This window comes from Pseudomonas sp. 05T35, assembly GCF_056396605.1.
In genome coordinates this window covers 1-14522 of the sequence record NZ_JBFTLU010000110.1, presented here as the reverse complement: position 1 = coordinate 14522, position 14522 = coordinate 1, and the positions used below count along the sequence as shown (strand labels likewise).

Below are 14522 nucleotides of genomic sequence, written 5' to 3'. Positions count from 1 at the left end.
GTTAACTGCAGCATTTTTTTGCAATGCCCTAGAGAAACTAAATGAGCGAGCTGGCGGAAAAGGTCCAACAGGATTTGGTTGAGGYCATCGATAACGATGACCTGGTTCTGCCAACATTGCCGGAAGTGGCTTTGCAGATTCGCAAGGCCGCCGAAGACCCGGAAATCAGCGTCGCCGACCTGAGCAAAGTCATCGGCCGCGACACCGCGCTGTCCGCGCGCTTGATCAAGGTGGTCAACAGTCCGTTGCTGCGTGCCGCTCAGGAAGTGACCGACCTGCACACGGCAATCACCCGACTGGGCATCAATTACAGCAGCAACCTGGCTATCGGTCTGGTCATGGAGCAGATTTTCCATGCCCGCTCCGAGGTGGTGGAACAGAAGATGCGCGAAGTCTGGCGCAAGAGCCTGGAAATCGCCGGTGTCAGCTATGCGCTGTGCCGCACTCATACCCAATTGAAACCGGATCAGGCGGCCCTTGGCGGGCTGGTGCATCAGATCGGTGTGCTGCCGATTCTGACCTACGCCGAAGACCACTACGAATTGCTGTCAGACCCGGTCAGCCTCAACCATGTGATCGAGCACATTCATCCGTTGCTCGGTGACAAGTTGCTGCAGGTCTGGGAGTTTCCGGAAATGCTGGTGAAGCTGCCGGGGCTGTATCTGGACTTCAAGCGTCAGTCCAAGCAGGTCGATTATGTCGACCTGGTACAGATCGCCAGCCTGTATTGCCACAAGGACACCGATCATCCACTGTCCAGAGTTGATGTGCTCGGCGTGCCGGCGTTCAAAAAACTGGGGATTGATCCGGAGAACACGGCAATGTGCAGCGATCTGGATGAGTCACGATCGATGTTCTACTGATCAAGAGACCGCAGCGCCCCCATCGCGAGCAGGCTCGCTCCCACACTTGGTCCCCCTGTGTGTCGGAAATCCTGTGGGAGCGAGCCTGCTCGCGATGGGGCCAGAACAGGCACAACAAAACTACCCGGCGATAAAACTGACCCGAACCTTCAGCCCACGCTGCGCGCCATCGTGCAGGCTGATCTGAGCCAGATGGGCGCGGCAGATTTCACCGACAATCGCCAGGCCCAGGCCTGAACCCGCCACCTGCTGATTACGCCGATAGAAGCGTTCGAACACCCGATCGCGCTCCTCAAGCGGAATCCCCGGTCCATCATCCTCGACCTCCAGCACCGCCGGAGCACTGACGCGCAAGATCACGTTGCCGCCGGGCGGCGTGTGAGCCAAGGCGTTATCCACCAGATTGCTCAACAGTTCATTCAACAGCGTGGGCTCGCCGCGCAGCCACACCGGTTCCTCAGCCTCCAATGCCAACGCGACGCCCCGCGCGTGGGCCAACGGCGCCATGGCCATGCCCAACTCGCGAGCCAGTTGACTCAGATCGAGCAACTGCGCCCCACCCTCGGCAATCGCCCGCGCACCGTTCTCGACGCGTGCAAGCGACAGCAATTGATTCGCCAGATGAGTCAGCCGATCAGTGCCCTGAGCGGCGCTCTCCAACGTATTTCGCCAAGTATCGGGCTCAGTCGCCCGCAGCCCTAATTCAAGCCTTGCCTTAAGGGCCGCCAATGGCGTTCGCAACTCATGGGCGGCATCGGCAATGAACTGCGCCTGACGCTCGAACTGCCCGCGCAAGCGCTCGGTAAAGTGGTTAAGGGCGCGCACCAGCGGCCACAATTCGCGCTGCACTTCTACCAGCGGCAAAGGCCGAAGGTCATCCGACTGCCGCTCCTCCACCACCGTGCGCAAACGCTCGAGCGGGCGCAATGCCGCGCTCACCGCAAACCACACCAGCAGCAACGCTCCTCCGGCCAGCATGCCCAGACGCAGCAAGGTATCGGTCATCAGGCTGCGAGCCATGCGGACACGCGCCTCGTCGGTTTCCGCCACGCGGATTTCCGCCATGCCATTCATGTTCGGCTCGGTCACCGGCTTGAGCAGGCTCACCACCCTCACGTTCTGCCCTTGGTAAATGGCGTCATAGAACCGCGCCAGCGCTGGATAATCGTCGGTTCGCGGCGTGCCTGGCGGTGGTCCGGGCAGGTTCTCGTAACCGGAAATCAGCTGCTGATGGATGTCGTTGACCTGGTAGTAAATGCGCCCGGCGCTGTCGTAGGCGAACGTGTCCAGCGCCACGTAAGGCACATCGGCACTGAGGCTGCCATCGCGCTGGGAAAGCCCGGCGGCGATGGTTCGCGCCGAGGCCAGCAAGGTCCGGTCATACGCCGTGTCGGCCGCTTCGCGACCATTCCAGTAGGCACTCAAACCGCTGGCGATCATCAGCACCACCAGCAGCAGTGCGAGGTTCCACAGTAGCCGCCAGCGCAGACTGCCGGGCTTATGCATCGCGGGCTTCCAGCAGGTAACCGAGCCCCCTGAAGGTCACGATTGCGACTGCATGGCCGTCGAGTTTCTTGCGCAAACGGTGGACGTAGATTTCGATGGCGTCAGGGCTGGCCTCTTCGTCCAGACCAAACACCTGGGAGGCCAACTGCTCCTTGCTCATCACCCGCCCAGGGCGCGCGATCAACGCCTCGAGCACCGCTTGCTCACGGGAAGTCAGGGTCAGCAGCTCATCGCCAAGGGTGAAGCGCCGAGTGTCCAGGTCATACACCAACACGCCACAGCGTTGCTGACGCTCGCCGCCGAGTACGCTGCGCCGCAACAGGGCCTTGACCCGCGCTTCCAGCTCCGTCAGCTCAAAGGGTTTGGCCAGGTAGTCATCGGCGCCAAGGTTGAGCCCGTGAACCCGATCCTTGACGTCGCTGCGGGCCGTCAGCATCAGCACCGGCAAGTTCTTGCCACGGCTGCGCAAACGCGCCAGCACCTCGAAACCATCCATGCGCGGCAGGCCGACATCAAGGATCGCCACCGCGTACTCCTCGCTGTTCAAGGCCAGGTCGGCGGCCACCCCATCGTGCAGCACATCGACGGTCAAACCGGTGCTCTTGAGCGCTTGGGCGACACTTTCGGCCAACTGCAGATGGTCTTCGACGAGAAGAACACGCATGGTTTTTTACCTCGTTTTGGGGATGGTCGACGCCATTCTTTGGCGCGGAGTTTACAGCCGCATCCGCCTCTGTGAAGCCCGAAAACAATGAAAGTCTGCTGAAAGGTTGGAGAAAGGTTAGCCCGTTAGAGTCCAGCCACGGACCGTTTCGACTGCCGTGACCATGAAGCGCTGCAACCGAAAAACGCCTCGAAGCGTTTTCGTCAAATAAGAACAATAAATGGAGTATTTCAGCATGCTGTCCACACAGCCTCAGGCTTGCCCGCCTGCGCGTTTTTTCCGCCTCGCCTCCACCGCTCTCGCCAGTGCCGCGAGTACTCCAAACTTGGCCTGACCGGCAAAATGAAGATCTCTGCTACCGAGCTCAAAGTCGGCAGCCTGATACCTGAATTGCCGACCCTCAAGCCCAACGATGGGCGGATTCTGCCGCAGACCTTTGAAGGCGGCCTGGTGACTTCAAAGGAAATCAAGAACCTGACCTTCACCGGCGGGCGCCTGGATAAAGCCAAGGACCGCGACAGCACCGATTTCGAGGACATCGCCCTCAACAACAAGAACAGCCGTTTCGCCGGTACCGTGCCCGGCACGCATTTCGATTTCGGCGGTGTCGACTACAAGYTCACCGACAAGATCACCGGCAGTTACCACTTCGCTCAACTGGGCGAGGTCTACAACCAGCACTTCCTTGGCCTGGTCGCCTCGCAACCGTTCGGCCCGGGCACTTTCGCCACCGACCTGCGGCTAGCCATCAGCAATGACCAGGGCCAGGCCCGTGGCGGCAAGATCGACAACAAATCCCTCAATGGTCTGGTGAGTTATGCCTTGAGCGGGCATAAACTTACCGCCGGTTATCAGCACATGTCCGGTGACAGCGCCTTCCCGTATGTCGATGGTGCCGACCCGTATCTGGTCAACTTCGTGCAGATCAACGACTTTGCCGGCGCCGAAGAACACTCCTGGCAGGCGCGTTACGACTACGACTTCGCCAAGCTCGGGGTTCCAGGCCTGAGCTTCATGACCCGTTACATCAGCGGTGACAACATCAAGCTGAAAAACGGCGCCACCGGCGAAGAGTGGGAACGCAATACCGAGATCAAATACGTGGTGCAAAGTGGTGCCCTCAAGGACGTCRCCGTGCGTCTGCGCAATGCCACCTACCGCTCCAACTATTCCGCCCGTGACGCTGATGAAGTGCGTTTGCTGGTGAGCTACAGCGTTGCCCTTTGGTAATTGATTCAACAAACGACAGCTCCGACACAACAACAACTCCTGTGGAGACGAAAAATGGACTTATCACTGCGTAAAGTTGCATTAGCCGCCAGCTGCCTGCTGTTCGCCGGCCCATTGTTCGCCGACGTCGCCGGCGAGCCCAAACGCCCGGAATGCATCGCCCCGGCCTCGCCGGGAGGTGGCTTCGACCTGACCTGCAAACTGGCGCAAAGCGCGTTGGTGAACGAAAAAATCCTGACCAAACCGATGCGCGTGACCTACATGCCCGGCGGCGTCGGCGCGGTGGCCTACAACGCCGTCGTCGCCCAGCGCCCAGCCGATGCCGGCACGCTGGTGGCCTGGTCCAGCGGCTCGCTGCTGAACCTGGCCCAAGGCAAGTTCGGTCGCTTCGACGAAAGCGCCGTGCGCTGGCTGGCAGCAGTGGGCACCAGCTACGGCGCCATCGCGGTAAAAAGCGATTCGCCCTACAAGAACCTCGACGACCTGGTTCAGGCGCTGAAGAAAGACCCGAGCAAAGTAGTGATCGGCTCCGGCGGCACGGTGGGCAGCCAGGACTGGATGCAAACCGCGCTGATCGCCAAGGCCGCCGGGATCAATCCGCGTGACCTGCGCTACGTCGCCCTCGAAGGCGGCGGTGAAATCGCTACCGCGCTGCTCGGTGGTCACATCCAGGTCGGCAGCACCGACATCTCCGACTCCATGCCGCACATCCAGAGCGGTGACATGCGTTTGCTGGCCGTGTTCGCCAACGAGCGTCTGGACGAGCCGGAAATGAAGGACATTCCGACCGCCAAAGAGCAAGGCTACGACATCGTCTGGCCAGTGGTTCGGGGTTTCTACCTCGGGCCAAAAGTCAGCGATGCGGAATATGCCTGGTGGAAAAACGCCTTCGACAAACTGCTGGCCTCTGAAGACTTCGCCAAGCTGCGCGATCAGCGTGAACTGTTCCCGTTCGCCATGACCGGGCCAGAGCTGGACACCTACGTGAAGAAGCAGGTAGCGGACTACAAACTGCTGGCCAAAGAGTTCGGCCTGATTCAGTAATCGCCTCTGTTACGCGGCCAGCCCCTTACGCATCAAGGGGCTGGCCCAGGAGTTTGTCATGCTCTTACAACGTATTTTTGCCTCAGTGCTGTTACTGGCCTGCATTGGCCTGGCACTGATGGCCAGGCCGTATCAAGCGGCTTTTTCCTATGAACCCGTCGGCCCCAGAGCCTTTCCGTTGTTGATGCTCGGCTTGATGGGCGCGGCACTGCTGTACATGGTGTTTCGCCCTGCGCCGATCAAACACAGTGAAGACGAGCCGCCACTGGACCGCGAAACCCTGACCAAGATCGGTATCTGTGTCGTTCTGCTGCTGGTGTTCGCCGGAACCTTCGAACCGCTCGGGTTCATTGTTTCGAGCATCCTCATCGGCGTACCGATGGCCCGTTTGTACGGTGGCCGCTGGTTGCCGAGCGTGGTGATCATCAGCTTGATGAGCGTCGGTCTGTACATGCTGTTCGACCGATTGATGGACGTGCCACTGCCGTTGGGCCTGCTCGACGTTCTGGAGAACTGATATGGATACCCTTAACTACCTCGGCCAGGGTTTCGGCGTCGCACTGACTCCTTACAACCTGGTCACCGCGTTGTGCGRCACCCTGATCGGCACCGTGGTCGGCTTGTTGCCGGGTCTTGGGCCGATCAACGGCGTGGCGTTGTTGATCCCGATTGCGTTCGCCCTCGGCCTGCCACCGGAGTCCGCGCTGATCCTCTTGGCTGCCGTCTACCTGGGCTGCGAATACGGCGGGCGTATCAGTTCGATTCTGTTGAACATTCCGGGCGAAGCGTCGACGGTCATGACCACCCTCGATGGCTACCCCATGGCCCGCCAGGGCATGGCCGGCGTGGCGCTGTCGTTGTCGGCCTGGAGTTCGTTCATCGGCGCGCTCATCGCCACCTGCGGCATGGTGCTGTTCGCCCCGCTGCTGGCGAAATGGGCCATTGCCTTCGGCCCTGCGGAATACTTCGTGCTGATGGTCTTCGCCATTGTCTGCCTCGGTGGCATGGCCGGTGATCGACCGCTGAAAACCTTCATCGCCGCGCTGATCGGGTTGTTTCTGTCGTGCGTCGGGATCGACGCCAACAGCGGCGTGTACCGTTTCACCGGAGACAACATCCACCTCACCGACGGTATTCAGTTCGTGGTGTTGGTGCTGGGCCTGTTCTCCATCAGCGAAATCCTCTTGCTGCTGGAAAAAACCCATCATGGCCAGGAAGCCGTGAAAGCCACCGGACGGATGATGTTCAACTTCAAGGAAGCCGCCTCGGTGTTCGTGGTGAACATTCGTTGCGGCGTTCTGGGATTCATCATGGGCGTGTTGCCGGGTGCCGGTGCGACGCTGGCCAGTGCCGTTGCCTACATGACCGAGAAACGTATCGCCGGCGCCAGCGGCACCTTCGGCCAGGGCGACAAACGTGGCCTCGCGGCACCGGAAACCGCCATCGGCGGTGCAGCCTGCGGCGCACTGGTACCGATGCTGACCCTCGGCGTACCGGGTTCGGGCACCACGGCGGTGATGATCGGCGCCCTGTCGCTGTACAACATCACTCCGGGGCCGCTGTTGTTCCAACAACAGCCGGACATCGTCTGGGGCCTGATCGCCTCGTTGTTCGTAGCCAACGTCATGCTGGTGATCCTCAACATCCCGATGATCCGCATCTTCACCCGCATCCTTGCCGTGCCGAACTGGGCACTGGTGCCGGTGATCGCGATCATTACCGGGATCGGCGTCTACGCCGTGCACGCGACGACCTTCGACCTGTTCCTGATGATCGGCATCGGCATCTTCGGCTACATCCTGCGCAAGCTGGATTTCCCGCTGTCGCCGGTTTTGCTGGGGTTCATTCTCGGCGGGTTGATGGAACAGAACCTGCGCCGTGCGCTGTCGATTTCCAACGGTGCGCTGGAAATCCTCTGGTCGAGCCCGATTACGTTCGGTGTCTGGGTGCTGACGGCGATCATGCTGCTGATGCCTATCCTGCGCATCTGGCGCAAACGTTCCGTGGCGCGGCGTGCAATCGCCGATGTCTGATCGGCCGTTCAAAAGCTGGTGGGGAACCCCGCTGGTCGGTCTGCTGGGCGGGTACCTCGCCAGCCAGATCGGCTGGCCGCTGCCATGGATGGTCGGCTCGTTGCTGGCGATCATCCTGGTGCGCTGCCTGACCCCCTGGCAATTGGCGGAAATCCCTGGCGGGCGTAAATGCGGCCAGTGGATTGTCGGCATCGGCATTGGCCTGCACTTCACCCCGCTGGTGATCGAGCAGGTCATGCGCCACTTTGGCCTGATCTTCTTCGGGGCGCTGGTCACCAGCCTGTCGGCAGTGGTCGGGGTCTGGTTGTTGCGGCGCACCGGCGAGGATCGCGCCACCGCCTTTTTCTCCAGCATGCCGGGCGGCTCCGGCGAAATGGTCAACCTTGGCGCACGCAATGGCGCCGTGCTCAGCCGGGTGGCGGCAGGGCAAAGTCTTCGGGTGCTGGTGGTGGTGCTGTGTGTACCGGCAGCCTTCAAATACCTGCTCGGGGACGGCGTTCCACAACTGCATCCGGCCAGCGTCGATTGGCGCTGGCTGGCTGTGTTGTTTCCGGCCGGTGCCCTGCTCGCCTGGATCTGGCAACGGTTGCGCCAGCCTAATCCCTGGCTGTTTGGCCCATTGCTGGTGAGTGCGGCGGTGAGCATCGGCTGGGACTTGCACATCGGCCTGCCCCATGGCGGCAGTCAGATCGGCCAATGGCTGATCGGCAGTGGCCTGGGCTGTCACTTCAATCGGCAGTTCTTTCGTCGCGCACCGTCGTTCATGGGCCGGACCCTCATCGGTACGGCGCTGACGATGCTGATCGCCGCACTCGCGGCGCTGGGGCTGAGTGCGCTGACCCAACTGGATCTGCGTTCACTGACCCTGGGCATGATGCCTGGCGGCATTGCAGAAATGAGCCTGACCGCTGAAACCTTGCAACTGTCGGTGCCTTTGGTGACGGCGATGCAGGTGATGCGCTTGTTGTTCGTACTGTTTCTGGCGGAACCGTTGTTCAGGTATTGGAACCGGTTGCCGGATTCCGTCTGATAGACCGAGATGCCCCCATCGCGAGCAGGCTCGCTCCCACATTGGATCTCCTGTGTGTCGGAAATCCTGTGGAAGCGAGCCTGCTCGCGATGCTTTTCAGACTGGAGGCAACCGCCAGTCGATCGGCGTCTCGCCATTCTGTTCAAGATACTTGTTGGCGCGGCTGAAGTGCCCGCAACCGAGGAATCCACGGTAAGCGGACAGCGGCGACGGGTGCACCGACGTCAGCACCAGATGTTTGGTCGCATCGATCAGTTTCTGTTTGCTCTGCGCATGAGCGCCCCACAGCAAAAACACCAGATGGGGCTGATGCTCGCTGACCACCTCGATAATCCGATCGGTAAAGTGCTGCCAGCCCTTGCCCGCATGGGCGTTGGCATTGGCTCGCTCCACGGTCATGGTGGTGTTGAGCATCAGCACGCCCTGGTCGGCCCAGCTTTGCAGGTAACCGTGGTTCGGGATGTCGATGTTCAGGTCGCGCTTCAACTCTTTATAGATGTTCACCAGCGACGGTGGCGCCGGTACACCCGGTTGCACCGAGAAGCACAAGCCATGGGCCTGACCCGGGCCGTGGTACGGGTCCTGGCCGAGGATCACCACTTTGACCTTGTCCAGCGGCGTCGAATTGAGGGCGTTGAAGATCATCGGCCCCGGCGGATAGATTTCCTTGCCTGCAGCGTTTTCCTGCCGCAGAAACTCGCGCAACTCAGCCATGTAAGGCTGGTCGAATTCGGCACGCAGTGCTTCMTTCCAGCTCGGTTCGAGTTTGATACGGTCTTCAGCAGTCATGGTTACACCCAAGTATTCAATGGGGCGAACCCTAGGAAAGCCCACCGCGCTTGTCAATTGATCTGACGCAGATCCAGCACTTTCTCGTACAGCGATCATACTGAACGTTCAATTCAGTCATCGAGGTCAAAATGAATCTGCACTTCGAAGAACTCACCGGCACGGACGGCGCACGCATCGGTATCGCCAGCCTGGATGCCGAAAAAACCCTGAACGCCCTCTCGCTGCCGATGATCAGGGCCTTGAGCGATCAACTGGAGGCCTGGGCCAAAGAGCCGCAAATTGTCTGTGTACTGTTACGCGGCAACGGTGCCAAGGCGTTTTGCGCCGGCGGTGAAGTGCGCAGCCTGGTAGAAGCCTGTCTAGCCCATCCCGGTGAAGTGCCGCCCTTGGCTGCGCAATTTTTCTCGGCGGAATATCGCCTTGATTTTCGCTTGCACACCTACCCTAAACCGCTGATCTGCTGGGGCCACGGTTACGTCCTCGGTGGCGGCCTGGGGTTGCTGCAAGGCGCGAGCATCCGCATCGTCACCCCCAGCAGCCGCCTGTCCATGCCTGAAATCAGTATCGGCCTGTACCCGGATGTTGGCGCCAGTTGGTTTTTGTCACGACTGCCCGGCAAGCTCGGCCTGTTTCTTGGCTTGACCGGCGCGCAGATGAACGCACGCGACGCCATTGATCTGGACCTGGCTGACCGCTTCTTGCTGGATGAACAGCAGGAGGAGCTCATCGAAGGTCTGCTGCAATTGAATTGGCAGGAGCAAACGCCAATGCAGCTCAACAGCCTGCTCAAGGCCTTGCAGCAAGAAGCCGTCAAGCAAATGCCCGAGGCTCAATGGTTGCCACGACGCCAGCAGATTGACGAGTTGCTGGATGTCAGCGATGTGCGCTGTGCCTGGCGCGCCATCAGTCTGTTGCGCGATCACCGCGACTTGCTGCTGGCCCGCGCGGCGAAAACCCTGTACGAGGGCTGCCCACTGACCGCCTATCTGGTCTGGGAGCAGATCCAGCGTGCTCGGCACCTGTCATTGGCCGAGGTATTCCAGATGGAATACACCATGAGCCTGAACTGCTGCCGGCACCCGGAATTCAGCGAAGGTGTTCGTGCGCGCTTGATCGACAAGGACCAGAAGCCGCATTGGCATTGGCCGAACATCAACGCGATACCTGAAGCGGTCGTCCAGGCGCATTTTCATAAGGTCTGGGAAGGTCGGCATCCGCTGGCGGATTTATCGGGTTATTGAAATCCGGGCATAAAAAAAGCGGCGCTGAATGCGCCGCTTGTTCGTTGCAAGGCCTAACGGTGGCCGTCCCAATTGCGGCGGCCATCGCGACCATCACGGTCACCCTGTCTGTCGTGATCACGCCCGTCACGATGCCCCCGATTATCCCAATCCCGGCGGCCATGGCCACCCTCTTCGCGATGACCCCAGCCATGGTGGTCGCGATCATCCCAGCCACGGTTCTGGTAAACGCGGTACTCGACTCGTGGTGGTGMCTGGTAATAACGCGGCGCTGGCTGGTAGTAGCGCGGCGGCGAGTAGTAACGCGGAGCTGGCTCGTAGTAACGCGCAGGCGGTGCGGAATAATAGGATCCACCTCCGTAGTAATAGGCTGGCGCCGGAGAGGTGTAGACCTCAGAGCGGTAATTACCGGGGCCTTCGTCGTAATAGGGAACACAAGCAGAAAGCGTCAAACCCAATGAAGCGATAAGAAGAAGTCGACGATACATGGCGGCCTCCTGGACCGCGAATGAGCCATACCAGCGACGCTGGTCAGCGGCAGCCAATTCATCTGACTGACGAAACATCTGACAGCAAAATCAGAATCTGGTGCGATTTAGAAACAAATATAAACAAGTAGCCGATAACGCTTCTCGACCGCTGGAAGCCGGCATGAAATCAGTGGCCCGCCCAACTTGCACAACCTGTTGTCACGCGCCGATCAGGCGATGTACCGTGCCAAACCTATCGACCCTGACCGAACCTGCGCAGAAGTGCCCCACTCCAGTGATGAATAAACCAGACCTATGCCCGGCCTGCGGCGCCAGCAACGATTGCAGCCTGGCCGACCCGCGAACCGCCGACCAGGCCTGCTGGTGCTACGCCGTGGCTATCGACCCGGCGGTGCTGCTGGCATTGCCCGCCGAACTGCGCAATCAGTCGTGCCTGTGCCCGAGCTGCGCTCAAGTCGAGTCGCAGCTGCAAGCAGCCCTATAGGGTAAGATGCGCGCCCTTTTCCGATCTGCCGGCCGTCATGCGCGTTGACCGTTTCCTCAGCAACCTGCCCCGCTTCAACCGCAAACAGGTGCGTCTGCTGTTGGTCGAACGGCGGATCAGGGTCGACGGGCAGATCGTCAGCGATCCGCATTGGGAAGTACGCGAGTTCAGCCGTGTCGAGTGCGACGACGAAGTGCTGCAAGCCGGCAAACCACCGCGCTACTTCATGCTGCACAAACCGCCAGGCTGTGTCAGCGCCACTCGCGACCCGGAACACCCGACCGTCCTCGACCTGATCCTTGAACCTGACAAGGACGACCTGCACATCGCCGGGCGACTGGACTTCAACACCACCGGGCTGATGCTGATCACCAACGACGGTTCCTGGTCGCGGCGCCTGACCCAACCGCAGACCAAGCTGCCGAAGGTCTACTACGTCGAAACCGAACAGCCGATAACGCCAGAGTACGCACAAACCTTCGCCAAAGGCCTGTACTTCGCCTTTGAGGATCTCACCACCCAGCCCGCCGACCTGGTGCTGCTGGGAGAAAAATCTGCACGGTTAAGCATTGTCGAAGGTCGTTATCACCAGGTGAAACGGATGTTTGGCCACTTCGATAACAAGGTCTTGCGCCTGCACCGCGAACGCATGGGGCCGCTGGTACTCGACGACACATTGAGGCCGGGTGAGTACCGCCCGCTAAGTGCCAGAGAAATCCAGCTGATCTGAAGCAAGCGACCGCTGAGCAGAAGTTGTCGAACAATTTACGAACTGCACTTGCGCGATGGCCACTCCCCTGCTTGAATCAGGACGTCGGCCCAAATGTGACCGGCAAGTCATAACATACTTCTAAGAAACTTTTGTCGGCAGAGCGCCTCGCAGATTCCACCTCTCCCGACAGACTGCCCGCCAATAACAATACCCGTCGACCAGCCTTCACCGGATCGACATGGGCTCAAAAATTCCAGGCGTATGCCTACCTGTCACAAAGCTCGTGCAATCTCATTGCGCGCATACCCGCTTGCCAGGAGTCTTATGACATGAGGCCAGAAATCGCTGTGCTGGATATACAAGGTCAGTACCGGGTTTACACGGAGTTCTATCGCGCAGACGCCGCAGAGAAGACCATTATTCTGGTCAACGGCTCGATGGCCACCACTGCATCGTTTGCACAAACCGTGAAAAACCTGCACCCGCAATTCAACGTGGTGCTGTACGACCAGCCCTACGCGGGCAAGTCCAAAGCCCACAATCGGCATGAGAAAATGCTCACCAAGGAAGTCGAAGGGCAGATCCTCCTTGAGCTGATCGACCATTTTGCCGCGGAACACGTGATGTCATTCTCGTGGGGTGGCGCAGCCACCATGATCGCTCTGGCACAGCGTCCGCGCCGGATCGAAAAAGCCGTGATCAGTTCGTTCTCGCCAGTGGTCAACGAGCACATGCGCGATTATCTGGAGCGCGGTGTCGACTACCTCGGCAAGCTCGACCGCGACCGTGTCGGCCATCTGGTCAACAACACCATCGGCAAGCACCTGCCATCGCTGTTCAAACGCTTCAACTATCGTCACGTCAGTACCTTGGCCGAACACGAATACGGGCAAATGCACTTCCACATCAGCCAGGTACTCAACAGCGATCGCATGTGCTACCTCAAGGCGGCCAAGCACATCGACGTGCCGGTGCTGTTCATGAACGGTGAATGGGACGAGTACACCGCCGCCAGCGATGCCCACCTGTTCGCCAGCCATGTGCAACACAGCACATTCAGCACCATCCGGGCCACCGGGCACTTTCTCGACATGGAACACAAAGCCGCCTGCCGAGACAGCCGCCACGCACTGCTGGGGTTCCTGAAACCGGCTCATCATGAAGGCCGAACGCGTTCCCACTTCACCCAGGACCACCATGCATTGGCCATTTGAAACAGCGTCCTCGCGAGCAACCTCGTCTTCCTAGGTACACGCATCACTTGCCGGAACGAGGCTTGCCCGCGACAGACCGCAACACGGTTTMAAACCCTGCGTACCATCACCATCGCCAGCGCTGAGCCCAGCTGCCGACGAGGTATATCCCTGCCCGTCCGAACCTGCAAAAACTCACGTAAACACAGATCCGCCAAAGAAAAACTTCAAATCCAGCGCCACATCTGGTACAAAGTCAGCCGCTCTGAGCGGGTGTCGTATAATGGCATTACTCCAGCTTCCCAAGCTGATAACGAGGGTTCTTATAGGACACCCCGTTTTGTGAGCAAAGGCATATGTATAATGCGGGTATAGTTTAGTGGCAAAACGAAAGCTTCCCAAGCTTTAGTTGAGGGTTCGATTCCCTCTACCCGCTCCACTTCCAAGCCTTGTATCTTGCGGGCTAGAGACCAGATTCCCAGATACTTTCCTGCTTAATCACAATACTTGTAATGGTCAACTGATCCCGGACACGACGTTAAGTTTTTTCTCGGCCGAACGGGCGCCAGCCCACCGTTGAATTGATGGGGCCGAATCCAGTTGTACCGATGCATCAAAAAATGACTAATGTCGCGCTGGGCCTCTTGGTTCGTTCGGTAGCCCTTGGTCAGTATCCATCCGGTTTTCAAACTCCGAAATACCCGCTCCATCAGCGCATTGTCCCAGCATTTTCCCCCGAGACTCATGCTTTGGCGCATGCGATAACGCCAGAGCCGCTGGCAAAATAAACGACTCGCATACTGCGACCCTTGATCTGAGTAAAACAACAGGCCCTGAGGTCTTCCACGTTGTTGATAGGCCATGTCCAGTGCCTTGATCACCAGCTCGGCGCCCGGCTTTTCTGACAATGCCCAACCCACTATCCGGCGCACGCAAAGATCCAACACAACAGCCAGGTAATGCCATTTGCCCTGAGCCCAGATGTAAGTGATGTCGCCACACCGGACCTGATTAGGCGCCGGGACATCGAACTCTCGATTCAACGTATTCGGGATATCCAGTCCTTCAACCGTCGCTCGTTTATAGGCATGAGAACCTGGCTGTTTGCTCACAAGTTCAAGCTCGCGCATTAAGCGTCCTACCTTGAACCGACCCAGTTGTTCACCATCTTCACGCATCATCGGCAAGATGCTGCGGTTGCCCGCAGCACTACGACTATCTGTGAACAGTTCATTGACC

At 59.4% G+C, this 14522-nt stretch carries 13 protein-coding genes, 1 tRNA gene and 2 pseudogenes; 11 read left to right on the top strand and 5 right to left on the bottom strand.

The window, feature by feature from the left end:
* The first annotated feature begins 41 nt into the window (after positions 1–41).
* Entirely contained in the window at positions 42–863 is an 822-nt protein-coding gene (locus tag AC1DH9_RS11300) for an HDOD domain-containing protein (RefSeq protein ID WP_477808179.1), read from the top strand.
* 120 nt (positions 864–983) lie between these two features.
* Here the strand turns inward: AC1DH9_RS11300 and AC1DH9_RS11295 are convergent, their stop codons facing one another.
* A complete protein-coding gene (locus tag AC1DH9_RS11295; protein ID WP_427530286.1) occupies positions 984–2369 on the bottom strand; it encodes a sensor histidine kinase in 1386 nt (461 codons plus the stop codon).
* Complete coding sequence (locus AC1DH9_RS11290) at positions 2362–3033, bottom strand: response regulator (protein ID WP_019692544.1); 672 nt, start codon at positions 3031–3033, stop codon at positions 2362–2364. The genes AC1DH9_RS11295 and AC1DH9_RS11290 overlap by 8 nt, the downstream gene beginning before the upstream one ends.
* 300 nt (positions 3034–3333) lie before the next feature.
* On the opposite strand from AC1DH9_RS11290, the pseudogene AC1DH9_RS11285 reads away from it, so the two are divergent.
* The 5 genes and pseudogenes from AC1DH9_RS11285 to AC1DH9_RS11265 all read left to right on the top strand — a co-directional run.
* Positions 3334–4263, top strand: a pseudogene (locus AC1DH9_RS11285) (OprD family outer membrane porin); the annotation flags it as partial.
* 54 nt (positions 4264–4317) lie between these two features.
* Positions 4318–5307 carry a Bug family tripartite tricarboxylate transporter substrate binding protein gene (locus tag AC1DH9_RS11280; protein WP_427536727.1) on the top strand — a complete coding sequence of 330 codons (990 nt, stop codon included), beginning with the start codon at positions 4318–4320 and terminating at the stop codon, positions 5305–5307.
* 58 nt (positions 5308–5365) lie between these two features.
* Positions 5366–5824 carry a tripartite tricarboxylate transporter TctB family protein gene (locus tag AC1DH9_RS11275; protein ID WP_427536729.1) on the top strand — a complete coding sequence of 153 codons (459 nt, stop codon included), beginning with the start codon at positions 5366–5368 and terminating at the stop codon, positions 5822–5824.
* Between the two features lies 1 nt (position 5825).
* Positions 5826–7340: a tripartite tricarboxylate transporter permease gene (locus AC1DH9_RS11270; RefSeq protein ID WP_477808178.1), complete on the top strand. Its 1515-nt coding sequence runs from the start codon at positions 5826–5828 to the stop codon at positions 7338–7340.
* Complete coding sequence (locus AC1DH9_RS11265; RefSeq protein ID WP_427536733.1) at positions 7333–8370, top strand: AbrB family transcriptional regulator; 1038 nt, start codon at positions 7333–7335, stop codon at positions 8368–8370. Before AC1DH9_RS11270 ends, AC1DH9_RS11265 begins: the two co-directional genes overlap by 8 nt.
* Before the next feature lie 96 nt (positions 8371–8466).
* Here AC1DH9_RS11265 and ung read toward each other — a convergent pair whose 3' ends face one another.
* Positions 8467–9159 carry a uracil-DNA glycosylase gene (gene ung, locus AC1DH9_RS11260; RefSeq protein ID WP_477808177.1) on the bottom strand — a complete coding sequence of 231 codons (693 nt, stop codon included), beginning with the start codon at positions 9157–9159 and terminating at the stop codon, positions 8467–8469.
* A 131-nt stretch (positions 9160–9290) separates the two neighbouring features.
* Between ung and AC1DH9_RS11255 the strand changes: the two genes are divergently transcribed.
* Positions 9291–10403, top strand: coding sequence for an enoyl-CoA hydratase/isomerase family protein (locus AC1DH9_RS11255; protein ID WP_427536737.1), 1113 nt, complete (start codon positions 9291–9293; stop codon positions 10401–10403).
* Positions 10404–10456: 53 nt separating this feature from the next.
* Here AC1DH9_RS11255 and AC1DH9_RS11250 read toward each other — a convergent pair whose 3' ends face one another.
* On the bottom strand, positions 10457–10891 hold the full coding sequence (locus AC1DH9_RS11250) for a hypothetical protein (protein WP_477808176.1): 435 nt from the start codon (positions 10889–10891) through the stop codon (positions 10457–10459).
* A gap of 280 nt (positions 10892–11171) precedes the next feature.
* Between AC1DH9_RS11250 and AC1DH9_RS11245 the strand changes: the two genes are divergently transcribed.
* The 4 genes from AC1DH9_RS11245 to AC1DH9_RS11230 all read left to right on the top strand — a co-directional run bounded on the left by AC1DH9_RS11245 (position 11172) and on the right by AC1DH9_RS11230 (position 13722).
* On the top strand, positions 11172–11378 hold the full coding sequence (locus AC1DH9_RS11245; RefSeq protein ID WP_427536912.1) for a cysteine-rich CWC family protein: 207 nt from the start codon (positions 11172–11174) through the stop codon (positions 11376–11378).
* Between the two features lie 37 nt (positions 11379–11415).
* Positions 11416–12108, top strand: a complete 693-nt coding sequence (locus tag AC1DH9_RS11240) for a pseudouridine synthase (RefSeq protein WP_427536741.1) — start codon at positions 11416–11418, stop codon at positions 12106–12108.
* Between the two features lie 311 nt (positions 12109–12419).
* Positions 12420–13304, top strand: a complete 885-nt coding sequence (locus tag AC1DH9_RS11235; protein WP_054596091.1) for an alpha/beta fold hydrolase — start codon at positions 12420–12422, stop codon at positions 13302–13304.
* A 344-nt stretch (positions 13305–13648) separates the two neighbouring features.
* A tRNA-Gly gene (locus AC1DH9_RS11230) sits at positions 13649–13722 on the top strand.
* Between the two features lie 77 nt (positions 13723–13799).
* Here the strand turns inward: AC1DH9_RS11230 and AC1DH9_RS11225 are convergent.
* Positions 13800–14522: pseudogene (locus tag AC1DH9_RS11225) on the bottom strand (IS3 family transposase); the annotation flags it as partial.